This is a genomic window from Nostoc sp. 'Peltigera membranacea cyanobiont' 213, from assembly GCF_002245975.1.
GTDB lineage: Bacteria > Cyanobacteriota > Cyanobacteriia > Cyanobacteriales > Nostocaceae > Nostoc.
Genome location: NZ_NOLI01000082.1, coordinates 17,880 through 37,027, shown reverse-complemented (window position 1 = coordinate 37,027; position 19,148 = coordinate 17,880). Strand labels below are relative to the sequence as shown.

Here is a 19,148-nt window from a genome sequence, read left to right as displayed (position 1 = left end):
GATGCTTTTTCATGTAATTACGTATATTAATTGCAAATAAAACTACCTCATACACAAATGTAAGTTTTAGCGATCGCACCTTTTTCACCCAACCTCACAAAATCGCGTAGCTCCCAGTAACACCATCTGAGTGAGCGTCTAAACTACGCAACAATTCCCCTGTACGTAAATTCCAGAATTTAATTGTATCATCTCTACCTGCACTAATCAGGGTTTGCCCCAAAGAGCTAATCGCAACTGCTCGAACACCAAAAGTCACTTTTTTATGCCCAGTCAGTGTGTGAACAAGTTGAATCTGTGGTTGGGACTGAGTAATTGTACTCTTGCTTATGGGAAGCTTTGAACTAGAAGAATCTACGTTAATAACAGTGATGTTTACTGCAATTGCTAAAACTATAATGACTGGTCTGGATTTGAGAAAATGCAATAATTTCATGGTGCCAAGGAACGCAATTACATAACATGGTTCCCATTTGATGGGGCGCAATCGCACCTAATCTGATAGACCACAGTCAAATACTGAGTATTAATTAATAATCTAAATATGGTTTCCTAGTGATTAGAAAAATTATCATTTATCATCGTTTCAATCACAATTCCGCCAAACCGAGCTTCATCAGCGCAGCATTTTACCCCATCAATATAGCAAATATGGCTTTCGTACTTCTCTTTAGTTTCAGTTATAACTCCCTCAAATCCTCCACTCATTGAGGTATTAAAAAAACTCAATTTTCGTCCCTGAGCATCACTTGCTTTGCTATAGCAATCATCGCAAACTGCACGTGGATATCTTGGAAAATATCGAGTAGGGGTCGAACAAATTGGGCAAGGATGAAATTCAGTATTACTCATATATTTTTACTTGAAAAACTCCATCTTGTAACTTGGAGATTACTCAAGCCCACTACCTGTACTGTCAACAGCAGGGCTTCGGCAATCACTCATGAGAAATCGATTGAGGAGGCGATGGACTACGCCATTGCTTGAGTGATGCACTTTTACAGTTAAAGAAATTGCAAATCAAAACTCTTTTACTTGTCGTGGATCTTCATCCGGTGGATGCCAACCACCTTTGAGCCAAAGACGACGAGCTTTGACAATAGACCCTTCATTATGACGTTCATCATTGAGGTCTAAACGATTACTTGTAGCTCGTCCTACAGAACTAATGCCAATAATTTTTAGACCATCTCCTGACCAAATAAAGTGATCTGACCACTTTTGCTGGCGTGGATTAAACAGGGGTAGCATCTGTCCTGTATCTGGATCAATTCCAGTAGTGAAATTGTAGCGATATCCGTTACAGCGCTGACAAGCTAACGCCAGGTTATCAGGGTCATCCGAACCTTTAAGAGACTGTGGGATAATATGGTCAATAGAAAATAGAGCAGCACTTGCTTCTTCTGAAGAATGACAGTATTCACAAAGAAATTTCGCTCTTTGTCTGACTAATTTTTTGGTTGCATCATTAACTGTCATGACTCAGAAATGATTTTGGCGTTGAGCAAGGTAAAAATTCTATCCAGTTCCAATATACCTGCCAATTCAGCATCTTCTTCTGTGGTTATCAATCCAGCTTTCTTTTTCTCAGATAATTCTTCGAGTCGAGACTGTAATTCTTCAGTAAATTTAAACAAATGTATGTCCCTAACTTTACTGAGTTTGATTCCAGAATCTACCCAGAATGAGGGTTGAACCATCATTTGAGTAATCATAAGCTGTATATCTCGTTTAATTTAGTCAACTGGTGGTATTTTAACAGCGAATCTTCCTTACCTGCTTTAGTTTGAATGTCAGTTGATAAAAGGTAAGCAATTAATGTAAGATTACGTACCTCTGTAATGCAAGTAGACTTGTCTTTTTCTCCAAAGCATCTATTTAAATTCGCGGTTGCCGTCTGTAATAAGCTAGCTGATGCTGACCTCTATCCTTTGTAATCCCAACTTCAAGACTATTCGTTTTTTTGCGTAAAGCACGAGACTTGATCCTAAATCACGTCTTTGTTCTCACCGTCAAAACCTGTGGTGGCGTAGAATCTGGAGGATACAAAAAGTCTATCTGTACTTGTCGCTTTTCACTCGCCAACATCTTTAGTGTCACCAATGGTTCGCCCCTTTGTCCCCGACGCTGTACCAAATGCACATAGCGCGTCTTTTCTAAGCCATTATCATCTATGTAACGAACCCGCACCGTTCCCCGAAAGAATATTTGTTCTACACCTGGTTTTAAAAATAGCAGTCTATCTGTTCCCCCTTCATCCTTCACAGGAGTCTGTATTGACACAGTTATAGTCTGGGTTTCATTCGTAATATTTCTTAGAGGCAAAGTTAGATTGTACTCAACACCATAGTTACTGTGAGCAAAGTAAGCAGTATCAGGATAACGTTTTAACATTGCTGCACTTTGAATTTGTCCAGTGCTAAGAGTAATTAAATGTACAGTTCCCAAAGGATAAGAAAACGCCTTTCCTGGTGAGGGTATTGTTAACTCGGAAACATTGGAATTGTCCGTAATTTGTGTTTTCCATTGCGTTCCTTGGGATACACCAGCGACGCGACTAAATACCGTTGGTTCTCTGGGAGGGTCAAGAGGTGTTGGAATGGGGTCACGCTTTCCGGCTAAACTACCTGTATCCAAAAGCTCTTGCCACTCGCCTAAAGTCGGTGAAATCTTACTATTTTTGACTAAATTTGCGATATAAACTGGATTACTACTTGCCAAGCGCATCATCGTAGTACGACCGTTAGAAGAAGGAGCCTGTACTGGTATTGGTAAATTTGCTAGAATTTGAGTTTCTTTTGGTTCTATCACCAGCCTTTGGGGAAAAATCTCTTGCCGAACTCCCCGCAGTACATCATTCATTGTGCGATCGCCTGGCCCAGAGTAAACTGTACCTTGGGGATTTTCAACCATATCAGCTAAAGCAATAAACTGTGCTTCTTTGGTAAGGTAACTAGCTGCTTGTAATACTTGCAGTGTGACAGGTTCATTTCCCGGATTATGTACAATTATCCCTTGGTATACAGTGCGGCTTTGGGCTGGTGTTTCTGCCCTGACGATATGATGAGCAAATATGTCAAATCTGCCTTCAAAGGGATAATTTAAATGTGCTTCATGTACTTGTTTCCCATCTGGGGGAAAAGTTGATAGTAAAATTCCTTCAGTTGTCACCAGTTCAGGACTATTACTGTTGAAGGTGGGAATAATATCAAGTTTTCCTGGTAAGGGACGTATTTCTTGGCTGTCTACTTCGACTCCAGCAATATATTGTGGGGGAACCGTGTAAATATTTAGCGCCCGACACATTAATGCCGCAACTTCCCCTCTAGTCGCGCTTTGTAGTGGTTTTAGCTGTTTGACATTGGGATAATTGACAACAATAGTATTAATCGTGGCAGATGCAAGCGCATTTTGGGCATAGTTAGGTATTTGCCCCGCATCGTTAAAATATTCTTGTAATGTCTGCATTGGGTTAGGTAAAGGGCTGTAATTTTTCCCCCCAGCTACAACACCAATGATTTGGGCACGAGGAATTGGTTGGTTTGGCTGGAAAATACCACCAGGATAACCAGAAAAAAATCCTTTTTGGTAAGCGGTAGAAATTGCTTTATTCGCCCAATAATCAGCAGGTACATCTTTAAATGACATAGATGTGCGTTTCACTGGTGAATTAGGAAAAGCATTTAGCATTAACACTGCTGCTTCTGCGCGTGTCACTGTTGTTTCTGGGCGAAAACTACCATCAGGGTAGCCTGTAATCAGTTTACGCTCTTTTAGTTGCTGAATACAATGTTTTGCCCAATAGCTTTGAGTGTCAGAAAAGGCTAGGGCGTTGGGGGAATGGCACTAAGAAAAGCGGAAAGCCTTATCAATTAAGCAGTTTGCAATTGATGACGTAATTCATGTCTGGGCTTGGTCAATCTGGGGTAAGCTTTGGGGCGACGTTTAGTGACTCGTGGTTCGCTGCGTCCAGGACGGTCGGGGACAACCTTGTGAACAATAATTTTCAGTAAACTACGATAAAGAGAAAAGCGTTTTTGAGAGTGAGCAGTTTCTAATTTAGGAATAAAATTCAGTAAATGATGTCGAGTACCTTGAAGCGATAAACGATTTGGAGGGGTATTGTAAGTAGTTCCAGCCTGCCACATCAAGCTTCGAAGTAAATTGTAAGCAAGTAAATAAACATGAATTTCTTTGTACAATTTTCTCGCTAATTTAATATCATGAGTGTTCAAAATGTCTATGCAAAAAGCAACGGCGGCTCCTGTCGCTAAACTGAATATCACACCAATTTTTGCAATTGGGAAGCCACATCCGGGCTGTTGACTACTATGTTGAGGATATTCTTTCTGGTTTTCTACGGTGTCAGGCATAGAAATAGTTGAACCGTCTATTACCTTCACATTTCGACCGTACCAGAGATTTTCTGTTGTCACTCTTGCTTCTAAGTTTTGTGATGATGAATTAAAAAGCTTTTCTAATAATTTTTCTGGTAATCTTGCCCTAGCTTGACAGTAAGCACTCGTATCTGATGAAGGAATTTCTACATCTGACTCTGCTTTTAGGTGCAATTATTTTACTCACAGCATTATGACAAGTTTTATCAGTATCTAAAACTTGAGATAAAAATGCCCACAAGGTTATAAATGAGTCAAATAATCGCTTTTTGTATTTGATCTTTAACTCAGAGATTGCAAGCCTTATTGCAGATTCTGGCAATAGTTCTTTAAAAGGTAGCCCTAAACTTTGATTAAATTTGTCCTTGAGGATTTGTACTCGTAGTGTCACAGTAGTAATTATCGTATTCGCTTGCTCGTCTCAAAAAAGTATTTCACAGACGAGTAAGCTTTTCCTATCTAAAATTTTTTGGGGCAACCCTCACCGTTACCCTGATTTTCACAGCACCTACAAAAAATAGCGATCGCTCTTACTCCTTGACTTCTTAATCGCATAAATGCCTGTAATCATTACGGGGCATAGCTTAAAGCTTTTCTTAGTGCCATTCCTTCAAAGCCTTCCAGTTGCCAGCCTACACAGCTTCGACCTCAATGCTCGTGCCGAAAGAACACTTACCGCGTGCTAGCGGTATGGTTCAGTCAGCAGAAGCTTGCGCTCAACTCATCTCGCCCCTGCTGGCAGGAGTCTTGCTAGGTGTAACGACCTGCAATACTAATCGCTCAAACCTGCAATCAAGACATTTACAAACCAGGATTAAATGCAACTATAATTGTGCTTCAGCCAGGATTAATTGCAACTGAGCCAGCATTATCTGCAACCAACCTGCAATCATCGGTTTGAGCCAGGATTATCTGCAACTATAAAAGTAAAAAAAACGAACGATTTCTTAACTGCGTCACCAGTAAGGCTCAGAGTTACTTTTACCGTTGGTTTTCGAGTAAAAAAACTCGGTAAATAATTCAAAGTTAATTTATCAAATTCTGACATGAGTTTTTTGACAAACCCCTGTCAAGGAAAGAAAACTCAGTCCTAGTAAAGTGTTGAGCTTATTTGCAATTAATCCTGGTCGAAACGGATGATTGCAGGCTGGTTGCAAATAATCCTGGCTCAGTTGCAATTAATCCTGGCTCAACTGAAATTATAGTTGCAAATAATCCTGGCTGAAAACAACGATGATTGCAGGTTGGGTGATTTATAATTGCAGGTCGCTACAACTAGCTGGACTGCAACTGAAAACCAATATAATAGAGCGATCGCACTGCCCATTCTGACACGTATGTATGGATTAGAATGTAGCTAATCTCAGTAGCAAATCTATTCCCAGCTTTCTCCCTCTTCACCATACTGGGCTGGCGGTTCACCATGAGATTCAAGAATTTTGGGCTTTTTTATTTTGGCATTAGCTGGCTCAATTTTCTCTACATATAAATCAAATTCCCATTCTTGCAGTAAATCAAACAGGACGTTTGAGGTTAATATCTATGGGATAACTCAATTGTGAGTTAAGTTGTTGGAGATACTTAAGCGATAATTGGTGATAAGTGCTACTAACTTCAACACCATTGGGTTGGAGAAGTTCTAAAAGCGATTGCAAATGTTTCGCTGTCAAATTAGCGATCGCACCTCAATTATAAAACTATGAAAATCCCTGATTTATTACTTGATTCCATGCTCTCCTGCACAACGATGCCCTGCACCAACGAACTGACACGGCTCAAAGCAGTGTATCAGTTTCAAGGTTTGGATGCTGTACCCAATCGGGCATTAGATGACTTGACAGCACTGGCAGCCGATCTGTGCCAAACTCCAATGGCACTGGTGAGTTTTATCGGAGCCGATCGCCAGTTGGTTAAGTCTAAGGTGGGAATCACATTAACAGAAATTCGCCGAGACTTCGCATTTTGTAACTACACCATTCGCCAGTCAGATGTCTTTGTGATTCCAGATACCTTGGCCGATCCCCGCTTTGCCACCAATCCCTTCGTTATAAATGCTCCCAATATCCGGTTTTATGCCGGAGTCCCCGTAGTAATAACTGGCGGTTGTGCCTTGGGTACACTCTGCGTCATGGACATTGAACCGCGCGATCTGAGCCAGAAACAACGGAAAGGATTGCAGACACTCAGCCACCAAGTAATAGCGCAATTGGAGCTAAAGCGCAACACCACGAAGCTGCGGCAAACGATTCCGGAAATCAAACAACTAAAACAGCAATTGATTACTCAGCAATTGGTTGGTCAACAAGATTCAATTCTGTTTAATTTGGCAAATCAAATCCGTAATTCTCTGGATCTGGACACGATTTTACAAACGGCAGTAAATGAGATTCATACTCTGTTGCAAGTCGATCGCTGTGACTTTGTGTGGTGTCTGCCCAACAAAGATCGGTTCAAGTTTATGGTGACTCACGAAGCGACTAACCCAGAGATTCAGATGGCGTTGGGGGAACTTTCCCTTGGGCCAGGCTCCGTTCTGGCAGAAACTATCTTAAATCTAGATATGCTACGGATTGAGGATATTTCTACTACCTCAGAGGCACTCACCCCGGAGGATAGCGTCCTGCTGCATGAACTGGCAGTAACCTCGATGCTGTTGCTGCCACTGAGAACCCATTCGGGTCAATTGGGTGCAATTATTTGCCATCACTGTCGCGGTTCGCGCCAATGGGCTGATAGTGAAGTTCGGTTACTCAAAGCTGTCACCGATCAGGTAGCGATCGCTCTCGATCAGGCAGAACTGCTTGCCCAAACACGAGCAACCGCCTTTGCAGCTCAAACTCAAGCCACCTATCTAGGGAACGCCCTGAGCCAGTTGCAGCAAACCCAAATGCAACTGGTACAGCAAGAGAAGATGTCGAGCCTGGGACAATTGGTGGCTGGAGTTGCCCACGAAATCAACAACCCAGTCAACTTTATTAACGGTAATATTGCTTATGCAACCAACTATGTTCGGGATTTGCTAGAACTATTGGATCTTTATCAGGCAACCTATCCCAATGGAACTGATGCTATTCAGGAAAAGATAGAGTGCATCGATCTTGATTTCTTGATGCAAGATTTGCCTAATTTATTGTCGTCGATGCAAATGGGTGGAGAACGAATTCGGCAAATTGTCCTATCTCTGCGGAACTTCTCGCGCCTGGATGAAGCCGAGATGAAACCTGTGGATATCCATGAAGGGATTGAAAACACGTTGTTAATTTTGAAGAGTCGGTTGAAATTAACTAGTGCCAAGTTTGAGATTCAGGTGATTAAAGCATACGAAAATTTACCGCCTGTTGATTGTTATGCGGGGCAATTGAATCAAGTATTTATGAATCTTTTGGGTAACGCGATCGATGCCTTAGATGAAACGCCTAATCCGATCATTACCATTCAAACAGAACTCATTAGTAGAGAATCGGGTAGTTCCGATCTATCCCAACTCTCCCACGCAGATAATGTAGTGATTCGGATTCGAGATAACGGTTCTGGGATGACAGAAACAACCCAGCAAAAACTGTTCAATCCATTCTTCACCACCAAACCCATCGGCAAGGGAACCGGACTGGGGCTGTCCATCAGCTATCAAATTGTGGTTGAAAAACATGGCGGCATTTTAAAATGCTCCTCAGAACTGGGGAAAGGCAGCGAGTTCTTGATTCAAATTCCGGTTGAGCCTCTGGTTAAAAATACTTGAAGTGTGTATAAAATTCTCAAAATATCAATTGTTCAAGTCTTACTTTGGGAATGCTAGAGTAAACGCCAACGATGATTGACTCATCGACTTGTAAAGTATGTCAAATGGTACGACAAGCTTACCGATTGTTCTCGCGCTTGATGACAGCCCTGTGATTCATCAAATGATTAAACGAGCGTTAGAACCTGGCTATCAAGTAATAACAGCCGCTAACGCGGTTGATGCCCTGTCGATCATTTATCATCAACGGATTTCAGTCTTGCTATTGGATGTGCAAATGCCGGATGTAAACGGGTTGGAGTTTTGCCGCACGGTGCGGAGCCTGCCCCAGTTTCAGCATTTGCCCGTGATTATGGTGACTTCTCAAGATTCCCCTTTCGACCGGGTGAAGGGTCATCTGGCGGGTGCAACAGAATATTTGATCAAACCTTTTGATGCCGAACAATTGCGAGAAACTGTACGAAAATTTATTTACACCTGACCTGCTTTTATTAAAACCCAAATAGAAAATTAAAAATGGAAAATTACTTAGAAACTTTAGTTGTGGGATACAGAGCTTATACCATTTCTTTGTGAGGCTCTACCAAACCCTTTTAACTTCTTTCTTTGCGTCCTTTGCGTCCTTGGCGGTTCGTTTTTCTTTCTTCTTTCTTGTACTTATACCAATTCAATTAATGATCGCAACACATCCTTGGGTAAAGACGCGATGAATCGCGTCTCTACAAATGGTCTATTTGTCGCATTCTTTTTTCAAATTAGTATTAAATATGGTTTAGCGCATCTTTATACAGAATTGGTATTACTTTAAAAAAGATGTTTAGAGTTCATGTAGCAGATTCGATTCAATAACATGGGGGCAATTTCGCCGATCGCCAAAATATGTTGGGCGGCTCCCAGAGCGATCGCTTCTTTGGGCATCCCGAAGACAACGCAGGTTTGTTCATCTTGGGCAATGGTAGTGCCTCCAGCTTGGGCGATCGCTTGTAATCCATCTGCACCATCGCGTCCCATACCAGTCAGCAAAATACCAACCGCCGATCGCGGATAGCAGGTGGCAACGGCTTGAAACAAAGCTGTGACGGAGGGACGATGCCCGGAAACGGCAGGGGTGCTGACGGTGGTTAATCGCCCTTGAGTGTCGAGTTGCAGGTGTTTTCGTTCGGGAGCGAAGTAGACAGTACCCGGTTTGGGAAATTCTCCCGGTTGGGCGATCGTCACGCGCAGGAAACATTCTGCTGCCAGCCAATCTACCAGTCCTTGCAGAAATCCTTCGCTGATATGTTGGACGCACAGAATGGGTACGGGAAAGTTTGCAGGCAGTTGTTTTAAAATCGTGTAGAATGCCTGGGGGCCGCCTGTGGAGGCTCCGATCGCCACGATTTTGGGCAGGGAGAAGGGAGAATTACGAATCGGGAATTGCGAGTTACTGACCGATTTTGGGTTGAATGGTTCTGGCTTACTTTTGGGGCTAACAGGATGCGTTCTCGGTTCTACCGTCGCAGTTCGGGAAGTGTGGCGAGTAAAGACTGTAACCCCTGCCAGAACTTTGATCCGGTTGATTAATTCGTGCTTAACGTGTTCGTAGTCTGAAAGTGAGTCAATGCTGGGTTTGGGAAAAACATCCAAAGCACCCGCTTGCAGCAGTTTAAAAACATTGCGGGAATCTTCTTGAGTGTTGACGGAAGTGCTGATTACTAGAATGGGACGGGGATAGTCTGCCATAATCCGGCGGGTGAGTTCCAGTCCATCCATTTTGGGCATGTGTAAATCGGTGCAGATTACCTGGGGCTGTGCGGCTGGAATTCGCTCCAATGCTTCCACGCCATTGGGAGCAGTTCCCACCACATCCACTTCCAGGGAACTCGCCAGAATCCGCTTGAGGATGGTTAAGGCGACGAGCGAATCCTCCACCAGAAAGACGCGAATTGGGGCAGAGTTTTTCATCAATTGATAGTAAGTTGAGATTTTACGAGAAAATTATTGTTTATTCATCCGAAAACGAATGGCACTAAGAAAAGCTTTTTGTTCGGGTGAGGCAGGAGTTATAGCAGTTCTCGAATGGAAGCAATACAGTTTGACCTCTCTCCAAACCTCTCTCCTTTTAGGAGAGAGGCTTTGAATCTTACTCCCCTTCCCTTATAGGGAAGGGGCTGGGGGTTAGGTCTGTATTGCACTCAACTAATAACCGCTATATGAAATTTTTATACTGTAAGACTTTCAACTTTTTATTTTATTTTCCTTCTGCCTCCTGCCTCCTGCCTCCTGCCTTATCTTCGCGCCATTTCATCCGAAAACCTCTACACTAACCGTTTGAGGGTTGACAGCAAGGCTTCTTGATTAAAGCTGCCTTTGATAATGTAGGCATTGGCTCCGGCTTCCGCACCCCGACGTTTATCTTCATCGCTGGCAAGGGAAGTAACCAGGATAATTGGAAGTTCGCTATATTCTTGATATTGGCGGATTTTGGCAGTTAACCCGAAGCCATCGAGATTTGGCATTTGCACATCGCTGACAACGGCATCAACGGCGTGCGATCGCAGCTTGTTAAATCCATCCAAACCATCCACAGCAGTAATCACTTGATAGCCTGCGGTTTCTAAAATCCGCTTTTCTTGCGTGCGTGTGGCAATGGAATCTTCCACTAATAAGACGGTTGGTTTTGTGGGTGCAAGTTGACGAGTTTGGGTAGAAGAAATGGACTGCGATCGCGATCGGGCTGATTTCACCAAATCCTGGGGATTCAGCACCATACACACATCTCCAGTGCCTAAAATTGTTGCTCCAGAAACATTGCGAACTCGTTTAAGTAACTGACTTTGGGGTTTAATCAGTATATCTTGCTCATCCACTAAGGCATCCACCACTACACCCAGTTGTGCTTGCCCAACCTGAAGAATAATACAGGAAAGTGCCGTTTCTTGAGTTAATCCAGATGGCATCGGGGGCAGTTCTAATAGATCGGCCAACTGCACAATCGAAATGGGTTGGCTATCCCGAATTATTGTGTCACGTCCCTCCAAGGGAAAAATCTCTTCTGACTTGATTAAGCAAGCGGTTTGTACAAACTCGACTGGGATGGCGTAAGGCATTTCGTTCACTTGCACAATCAAGACATGGGCGGTTGCCAAGGTGATACTGAGATTGACGCGCAGCGTACATCCCTGTCCGGGAAACGATTCTACCTGAATCGTACCTTTCAATTTCTCGACATTGGTTTGCACCACATCCAGCCCCACACCCCGCCCTGATATTTCTGTCACCAGGGGGGCTGTTGAAAACCCCGGTGCGAAGATCAACGCCTGGATTTGGCTGGGAGTCATTGCTGCTAATTCTTCCTCCCCGCAAATGCCCCGTTTCACCGCTATTTGTTTGATTCTATCCAGGTCAAGCCCCCGCCCATCATCGCTGATTTCCAGCACAATGTTAGTGGGAGTCTGGTAAGCTTTGAGCCGAATCGTTGCCGTTGTTGGTTTTCCTAGCCGTTCCCGTTCCTGTGGTGGCTCAATCCCGTGATCGATCGCATTCCGCAGGATGTGCATTAGCGGATCTTTCATTTCTTCCAACAGGCGTTTGTCGGCAAGGGTGTCTTTGCCTTCCAGGATCAACTCCACCAATTTTCCCTGCTGCTGCGCCAAATCGCGCACCATCCGAGGGAAGAGGTTGAAAATCGTTGCAAAGGGCAGCAATCGCAGGGTACGAATCCCCTCTTCTAGATCGCTACTTAGTTGTTCCAGTCGGGTTGTGTCTTCCGAAAGGGAACTCTGCAAGGTTTTCACCAAATGGCCCAATTGCTCTAATCGTTTTTCAGAGTGATGATGAAAAGTTTCTAGACGTTGGTGGGCGACATCACCTTGTTGCTCTCGGCTGAACGCAAACCGATTAGTGAACAAATCTCGATTCCATTCTTCCCACAAATTGGCGATCGCCTCAATTTCTCCCAGCCGATGAGCAATCCGAATTTTGGTTACAGTTAACTCCCCTGCTTGCGTCATCAACGTATCTAGGTGGCGAGTGCCAACGCGGATGGTTTCGATGCGGTAGCTATTGGTGGGGGATTTTGGATTTTGGACTTCGGCTTCGCTCAGTCGAACGATTTTGGATTTTGGATTTTGGATTGTTGCGTTTTCCTTTAGCTCTTGATTCTTATCAAAAGTATTGTTTTTGACTGTGTTTATGACTTCAATACTGTTGACTTCTGGTTCCTGACTTGGATTATCTTCCTTTTTTACCGACGGCGCTCCCATCAATTCGGCCAGAACAGAAAAGGTATCAACCCTGGCAGGTTCTCCGGTGACGGCTTCATGAACGAGTTTGCGGATGGCGGCGATCGCATGAGCGAGGCGTTCGTAGGGTGAGTCTGTTGTATCATTGCCCAATGAGGATGCCGGGTTTTCTTGTTGCTTGAGTTGAGTCAAAATATGCTCAATTTGATGTGCCAGAGTGCCTACATCTTTGACTCCCAGCATATTGGCATCGCCTTTGAGAGAATGCGCCTCTCGCATCAAGGCTTCCAGGACAGCCAGATCGTTGGGATGGTTTTCCAGATGTAGTAATCCATCATCCAGGTTTTGCAGGTGTTCTTCGCTGGCTACTTTGAAAACGTCTCTCAGTTCTTCATCATCGATCATCATAGTTTTAAGTAGTTAGGGGTTGAGCCAATACGGTTTGGATAAGCAGGGGGAGCAGAGAAGCCGGGGAAGAGAAATTGCTTAATAATAATAGGACTTACGCAAAAATCGCCAAAAAGCTTAATTTATCGAACCGCCAAGATGCCAAGAACGCCAAGATATTGTAGAGTGTGCGTAAGTCCTGAATAACTCTCTTTCCTCCCCTGCCTCCTCTGCCTCCCCTGCTTATCCGAACCTGGGGGTTGAGCGACTAAATAGTTGCCTTGAGTGCTTGCGCTGACTCGTTTAGTTGTTGAGTACCAGAGCGGATCTGGCTAATGCCACTGGCAGTTTCACGCGCAGCAATATTCAGGTCATTCATGGCAGAGACAATTTGCTGAATCGCGATCGCTTGCTGGTTGATATTGAGTGAAATCTGTTGACTGTTGATGACAATGTTATTCACTGCAACTTCTACACCTGCAAAGGATTCTGATGTTTCCTGGGCAATTCGCGTCCCTTCTTCCACAGTTTTAGTGCCTTCATGGGTGACAACGACAGTGATGCTGATGGCAGATTGAATGTCGCCTACCAAGGTGCCGATCTTTTCGGTTGATTTTTTGCTCTGGTCTGCTAGTTTGCGAATTTCAGCTGCGACAACGGCAAAACCTTTACCATTCTCCCCTGCCCGAACTGCTTCTACAGCCGCATTTAACGCCAGCATATTAGTCTGACTTGCCAACTCGCCCACCAAACCAGAGATACTGCCAATCTGCTTGGTTTGTTCATTTAAGCGTGTGATATGGTCGGCGATCGCTGCGACTTTCTGCTGGAGGGTTTCCATTCCCTTGAGGGTGCGTTTTACAGCATCAGCACCGTTACCTGCAAGGATCAACGCCTGCCGTGCGCCTGCTACCGCCGATTCTGCCTGTTCGGCTGACTGCTGCGATGAGGCTCCCAATTCATCGATGGTGATAGTGGTTTGATTGACAGAACTTGCCTGCCGAGTCGCAGTCCGTTCTTGCTGCTCAACCGTAGCGGCAATTTCATTGGTGGAGGCAGCCATTATTTGAACAATTTGAGCAATTTTGCCTGTCAACGGTTTAGCAAGAAAAAATCCTAGTAAGATTGCCCCCAGAGGCCCAGCAATAATACCAGTAAGCACCCAACCTGTGGTCAAGCGGGTATCATCACTGGCGGCTTTATTTGCATCTTCAGCAGTATCCTGATTAATTTTGATCAGTTGCAACAATGAGTTAGTTGCAGTCGCAAAGGAAACATCATTTTTGACAACAGCATTTTGTCTGAGTTTTGTCAGTCGATCGGCAGCAGCGATCGCCACCTTCATTTCTGGAGAATTTTCTCGCTTCTGGCTGGTCAATTCAAGCTGTCTGGCAGTGGGGTTTACAACACCTAACTGGGCAAAATCTTGGTAAGCCTGAAGATAGGCAGCATGATCCTGCCTCCATGCCTGCCACTGTTGCTTAAACGTCTGATAGAGTTTGTCCTCGTCGGGGGTGCGGGGCGTGGCTTCATATTCCTCAAGTCCTGCGTCAATCTGCTTCCAGGCTGTCTGCATTCGATTTAACTCAGACTGTTTGGCTGCGGAGGGTAATTCGGGGTTGAGAATCGCTCGTTCTGCCGACTGGATCTGGGTCTGCCCTTCATTAAGTCTCCACAATCCGTCGATGCTGGGGAGGCTGTTATTACTGAGGGTGTCGATATGGCTGCTTAATTTATGAGTACCCCACCAGCCGAAAAAGCCTACGACCAAAACGACGCCGCCCATCAGCAAAAACGATCCCATCAATCGTCCATTTAGAGACATATTTTTTAACATAGCTGTTACTCCAATACATTTTTAGACAACGGCTTTTAGTTCTTGGGCGGCATCATTCAGTCGTTGGGTACCGGCTTTAATTTGACTAATGCCAGAGGCGGTTTCCTTAGCAGCAATATTAAGCGAGTTCATGGTTTCTACCACCTGTTGCACTGCGATCGCTTGTTGATTGGAAGTAAGGGAAATTTGTTGACCATTTATGGCGATCGTTCTGATGGCATCCACAATCTTTTCTACGGTTTTCGTGCCTTCATCTGTGACAATAACGGTGGAATTGGTCGATTTTTGAATGTCTAAAACCAGTACATTAATTTTTTCAGCCGATCGCTTACTCTGGTCTGCCAGTTTGCGAATTTCGGCAGCAACAACTGCAAAGCCTTTGCCATGTTCCCCGGCTCGCACCGCTTCTACTGCCGCGTTCAGCGCTAGCATATTAGTTTGACTTGCTAAGTCACTAACCAGGGTGGAGATCGTGCCGATTTGATTGGTTTGTTCGCTGAGATGGAGAATTTGGGCGGCAATATCGCCTACTTTCTCGCGTAGACTCGATTGGCTGAACTGACCCTCTTGAGTGCGACCGTCTACCAGCAACAACACCTGCCGCGCCCCTGCGGCTGAGGCTTCTGCTTGTTCGGCAGACTGGCGCGAGGAAGCCGCCAATTCATCCATTGTCGTGGTGGTTTGGGTGACAGAAGTGGCTTGTTGGATGGTGGCGCGTTCTTGCTGCTCAATCGTCGTGGCAATTTCAGTTGTAGAAGTTGCGATCGCGCTGGCAGAGGCGTTCATCTGGCGGGAAGTGCGGCTAATGACCCAGATGCCAATTAAAATAGATAGCACCAGGGAGAGTCCACTTGCTAACATCACCGTGAACTTGAGGGCATTGAGCGCCTCTTGTAGCTCTTTCGCGGCGGTTGCAAAAGTCTGATCTTCTCGCTGCTGCATTTCTCCAATCATGTCTACGACATCCTGCCCTTGATTGCGGGAATTTCCCTTACTCCAGCTTTCAACGGCTTCTTTGACTTTGCCCCGATATACATTTGCCATCACGTTATCGTCAAAAGCAATCTGTTTATTGAGCAGTTCCTCCAGTTTGCTTAAAGACTGTCGTTCCTGTTGCGATCGGGCAAGTGTTATCAGTTTTGCTATAAATTCCTTGGAATCCTTTTGAGTCTTTCGGTAGCTCTCAAGCGATTGCTGATTTTGTTCTAACAAATAGCCTCGATTTGCCTTAGAATTACTTTGCACGCTAACAGAAAGATCGTCAAGTATTGAGTTAATGTCATAAGAAGACAATAAATTTTCTGACCGTTGGTTCACCGTGTTGATATTGACGATCGTCGCTCCGGCAGAAATTAACAATGCCAGCACGGGAACTGCATACCCGCCAATAATCCAGTATCTTAGTCTCCAGTTTCGTTTGCTTTCCATTTTGCGATCTCCTGTAAGTGGATAAGTTCGAGAATTTCCAGATATTGCTATTACACAATTTTGGATTTTAGATTTTAGATTTTAGATTGACCCCATCAAGCTACGGTATACACACAAGTCTCTTAATCTGCACCTTTGTTGCATTGACTTGCACCTTTGTTGCATCGACCTGCACCTTTGTTGCATTGACTTGCACCTTTGTTGCATCGACCTGCACCTTTGTTGGATCGACCTGCACCTTTATTGCATCAACTTGCACCTTTGTTGTATCAACTTGCACCTTTGTTGCATCGTTACGCAGTAACTCTAAAAAACTAGTAGGCTTCACAGCAGGAGGAAGAGGTCATTTCCCCCTGCCCCTTTACCACACCAAGTTCCCTTGGCAAATACTAGATTTATAAGCGTTAGACTTCTTCATTGACAACTAACACCTCTGAAGTGAGCAATTTAGACAAATTGATAATGCTCATCATGCGATCGCGATAAGGTGCGACACCCTGGAGATAGTCATCTTTGGCAGAATTCAAGGCAATTGGAGGCGTGGTCATTTGGGAGGGATGAATATACGTCACATCAAAAATGTCATCGACGGCAATGCCCGCCACTCGTCGATCCAGACGCACGACAACGGCTTGCTGATGCGATCGCACCCCATTCATGGGCAGATCGACCACATTATTGATGTTAATTAAGGTGACAATTTCCCCCCGCAAGTTGATGTTGCCAACAATGTGCGGCGGACAGCAGGGAATTGGGGTAATCTTGTGAATCTCGGTAAACTCATGCACCGTTTCCAAGCCAAACCCAAAGTACTCACCCCCCAACCCCACAACCGCTAAAGGCAAAAGCGATGTCGAATCCTCCTCATCAATCGAACACCGCAGAGCTTCAGTTCGCTCTTGCAAAATCTGTCGCTCCTGCGAATCGAAACGATCGTATAAGCCCTGATTTAGGGCTGAATCAGAGGAATGTTTTAGTGCGTCATTGACTGAGCCGTTGTTAAAATCAGAATTTAGATTGAAAACAGTCTCTATAAAAGCGTGTTGCACCAACAGTTCGGGATTGAGCAATGTAACGATACCCTCTTCAACGTTGGCAATGCCAGTCACCAATTTATCTTGCAAACTCTCTTTCGAGCGATCGCAAACATTGGCAGCGATCCGATCGGGTGCGATCGCTTGCACACTGTCCACTTGATTGACGATGATTCCGATTCGTTGAGTTTGCCACTCCAGGACAATCATGCTGTCAGTCAATTGAAAAGGGGGACGCGCTTGTTCTAAACGGTGATATAAATCCATCACGGGCAGAAACGTTCCTCGCAGGTTAATCACGCCTAAAATTGTGCTGGGAGTTTCCGCGATCGCAGTCACTTCTGGCAGAAAGAAGAGTTCTTGCACGGCTGTAGCCGGAATGCCATAGCGTGAATGATTGAGTTTAAACATTAAATAAGATTCATGGCTCATGAGTAGTTGAATTTAAGTGCTTAAGAACGTGTACTTTTAGTTCAGCAGTGGTTTGCTGGTTATGGGAATCGATCGCTTGTTGGGGTAGATTTTCCAAAATCTCTAGAAGCGATCGCCAGGTTTTTTGAGCCTGTTTTTCATTTCCCTCTCGTTCGTATATAGAACCCAATTCCAGGTGAGCAGTAACAGAATTAGGAGCGAGATAAATAATCCGTTTTAAGAATAATTTGGCACTGTCGCGCTCTCCTTGCTCTTCGGCAATTTGAGCCAACAAATGATAGGGTTCGATCGCCAATGGATCGATCTGGAGTGCCTGCTGACACGCCTGACTCGCCTGGGAGTAATCGCCAAAATTCGCGTAAGCTTCTGCCATCAAACAATATGCCTGAAAGTGTTGGGGGACAAGAGCAATCAGTTGTTCCGCTATTTGAATGACATCGGCATAAGCTTCTTGAATTAGCGATTCCTTGGCTGCATCTAAAAGAGTTTGAGTGTTTGCGCTGATGTCGAAGCCCGTTTCCAAGCTTGGGAGAGAGGGCGAAGAAATTTCGGTTTCCCTGCTCTCAATGGCAGCAGGTGTTATGGTATTCAAGACTTTGCTCTGCTCGTCTAGTGAAGTAGGCTTTTGATAAACCGCAGATTGCGGAAAATTTTTGACTTGAAACGGTTCAGTTGTTTGTCCGTATAATTCCGTGTGCCCTGTGAGCAGAAACCCTCCCGGTGTCAGAGAGCAGTAAAACTTGTCTATAACTTGGGCGATCGCGTTGAAGTCAAAATAAATAAACACATTCCGGCAAATAATCAAATCAAAATCGTGAATGCTAGACGCGTAAGCGGGATAGTTATCCTGCATCAGGTTTGCAGGTTGAAACGTCACCATTGCTTGAATAGCAGGATCGATTTTCCAACCTTGTTTGTGAGATCGAAAGTAGCGATTTTTGATTTCTGGAGTGGTTGTCCGAAAAGACCAATCGCTGTAAATTCCTTGTTGAGCCAGTGCGATCGCGGGTTGATTAATATCTGTGCCTAAAATCAGAATGTCCCATGTCTGATTGTCAGGAATTAGTTCCTTCACCAGAATGGCAAGTGAGTAAGCTTCTTCACCAGTCGAACACCCGGCACTCCAAAGCCGTAATGTCGGCCGAGAAAATTCTCCATTAGCAGGGTTGCGCTGAGTTAAACTAAGTACAGTTTTGCGCTCGATTAACTCTGGGAGCAGCTGATTTTTGAGCAGCGACATCTGCCCCTCATCCCGAAAAAAATAAGTTTCAGTGACAGTGAGTAAAGATATTAGTTCTCGCCACTCTGTTGCAACAGTAACTAATTGATTTCTTGCCACCAAGAACTGATAGTAATCATTAAGCGAGCATAATCCCAGCGCCCGGATGCGAGTGAAAAGATTTTTCTTTAATGTATCTTGATAGTGTGGCTTGATGTGAATGCCGAATGTATCAGCAATCAAATCGACCATCTGTGACAAACTAGAGTCATCACTGTCTTGAGAATTGGATTCAAATAAAATGGGGCGATCGCCGATCGTTTGATTCATCACTACATTATTTTTGAGCCGATACGCTTAGGTTTCCCATTTCAATCTCTTTATTCGGATTTGTATGATATTTGGTATTGAACTGATATACAAGAACCTATCCCACTAATGCAAGAATGTGG

16 protein-coding genes and 1 pseudogene are annotated in these 19,148 nt (G+C 44.4%); 2 read left to right on the top strand and 15 right to left on the bottom strand.

What is annotated here, in order from left to right:
• Positions 1 to 94: 94 nt before the first annotated feature.
• The 8 genes and pseudogenes from CDG77_RS21065 to CDG77_RS36675 form a co-directional block, all read right to left on the bottom strand.
• Positions 95 to 436 carry a WD40 repeat domain-containing protein gene (locus CDG77_RS21065; RefSeq protein ID WP_094331275.1) on the bottom strand — a complete coding sequence of 114 codons (342 nt, stop codon included), beginning with the start codon at positions 434 to 436 and terminating at the stop codon, positions 95 to 97.
• 116 nt (positions 437 to 552) lie between these two features.
• The gene (locus tag CDG77_RS21060; protein WP_094331274.1) at positions 553 to 852 is read right to left on the bottom strand and encodes a hypothetical protein; all 300 of its coding nucleotides are present in this window, start codon (positions 850 to 852) and stop codon (positions 553 to 555) included.
• A gap of 168 nt (positions 853 to 1,020) precedes the next feature.
• A complete protein-coding gene (locus CDG77_RS21055; RefSeq protein ID WP_094331273.1) occupies positions 1,021 to 1,479 on the bottom strand; it encodes an HNH endonuclease in 459 nt (152 codons plus the stop codon).
• Positions 1,476 to 1,715 (bottom strand): hypothetical protein, encoded by a 240-nt coding sequence (locus CDG77_RS21050; RefSeq protein WP_094331272.1) that lies wholly within the window; start codon positions 1,713 to 1,715, stop codon positions 1,476 to 1,478. Before CDG77_RS21050 ends, CDG77_RS21055 begins: the two co-directional genes overlap by 4 nt.
• Positions 1,716 to 1,992: 277 nt before the next feature.
• A pseudogene (locus tag CDG77_RS21045) lies at positions 1,993 to 3,831 on the bottom strand (DUF3370 family protein); the annotation flags it as partial.
• Positions 3,832 to 3,872: 41 nt separating this feature from the next.
• Positions 3,873 to 4,571, bottom strand: a complete 699-nt coding sequence (locus CDG77_RS21040) for a hypothetical protein (protein WP_223269901.1) — start codon at positions 4,569 to 4,571, stop codon at positions 3,873 to 3,875.
• 1,101 nt (positions 4,572 to 5,672) lie between these two features.
• Positions 5,673 to 5,822 carry a hypothetical protein gene (locus CDG77_RS37765; RefSeq protein ID WP_223269900.1) on the bottom strand — a complete coding sequence of 50 codons (150 nt, stop codon included), beginning with the start codon at positions 5,820 to 5,822 and terminating at the stop codon, positions 5,673 to 5,675.
• A gap of 89 nt (positions 5,823 to 5,911) precedes the next feature.
• Positions 5,912 to 6,067, bottom strand: a complete 156-nt coding sequence (locus tag CDG77_RS36675; RefSeq protein WP_181154388.1) for a hypothetical protein — start codon at positions 6,065 to 6,067, stop codon at positions 5,912 to 5,914.
• A 29-nt stretch (positions 6,068 to 6,096) separates the two neighbouring features.
• Here CDG77_RS36675 and CDG77_RS21030 point away from each other — a divergent pair, with 29 nt between their 5' ends.
• Both CDG77_RS21030 and CDG77_RS21025 read left to right on the top strand, forming a co-directional pair.
• Positions 6,097 to 8,136, top strand: coding sequence for a GAF domain-containing sensor histidine kinase (locus CDG77_RS21030; protein WP_223269899.1), 2,040 nt, complete (start codon positions 6,097 to 6,099; stop codon positions 8,134 to 8,136).
• Positions 8,137 to 8,233: 97 nt separating this feature from the next.
• Positions 8,234 to 8,617 (top strand): response regulator, encoded by a 384-nt coding sequence (locus CDG77_RS21025; RefSeq protein ID WP_094331269.1) that lies wholly within the window; start codon positions 8,234 to 8,236, stop codon positions 8,615 to 8,617.
• A 323-nt stretch (positions 8,618 to 8,940) separates the two neighbouring features.
• Here CDG77_RS21025 and cheB read toward each other — a convergent pair whose 3' ends face one another.
• From cheB to CDG77_RS20990, 7 genes are all read right to left on the bottom strand, one after another.
• On the bottom strand, positions 8,941 to 10,080 hold the full coding sequence (gene cheB, locus CDG77_RS21020) for a chemotaxis-specific protein-glutamate methyltransferase CheB (RefSeq protein WP_094331268.1): 1,140 nt from the start codon (positions 10,078 to 10,080) through the stop codon (positions 8,941 to 8,943).
• Positions 10,081 to 10,433: 353 nt separating this feature from the next.
• The gene (locus CDG77_RS21015; protein ID WP_094331267.1) at positions 10,434 to 12,767 is read right to left on the bottom strand and encodes a hybrid sensor histidine kinase/response regulator; all 2,334 of its coding nucleotides are present in this window, start codon (positions 12,765 to 12,767) and stop codon (positions 10,434 to 10,436) included.
• Positions 12,768 to 13,014: 247 nt separating this feature from the next.
• A complete protein-coding gene (locus tag CDG77_RS21010; protein ID WP_094331266.1) occupies positions 13,015 to 14,583 on the bottom strand; it encodes a HAMP domain-containing methyl-accepting chemotaxis protein in 1,569 nt (522 codons plus the stop codon).
• A gap of 21 nt (positions 14,584 to 14,604) precedes the next feature.
• A complete protein-coding gene (locus CDG77_RS21005) occupies positions 14,605 to 16,011 on the bottom strand; it encodes a HAMP domain-containing methyl-accepting chemotaxis protein (RefSeq protein WP_094331265.1) in 1,407 nt (468 codons plus the stop codon).
• Positions 16,012 to 16,111: 100 nt separating this feature from the next.
• Positions 16,112 to 16,339 (bottom strand): hypothetical protein, encoded by a 228-nt coding sequence (locus tag CDG77_RS21000; protein ID WP_094331264.1) that lies wholly within the window; start codon positions 16,337 to 16,339, stop codon positions 16,112 to 16,114.
• Positions 16,340 to 16,415: 76 nt separating this feature from the next.
• Positions 16,416 to 17,477 (bottom strand): chemotaxis protein CheW, encoded by a 1,062-nt coding sequence (locus tag CDG77_RS20995; RefSeq protein ID WP_094331263.1) that lies wholly within the window; start codon positions 17,475 to 17,477, stop codon positions 16,416 to 16,418.
• Positions 17,467 to 19,026, bottom strand: a complete 1,560-nt coding sequence (locus CDG77_RS20990; protein WP_094331262.1) for a CheR family methyltransferase — start codon at positions 19,024 to 19,026, stop codon at positions 17,467 to 17,469. The genes CDG77_RS20995 and CDG77_RS20990 overlap by 11 nt, the downstream gene beginning before the upstream one ends.
• Between the last annotated feature and the right edge of the window lie 122 nt (positions 19,027 to 19,148).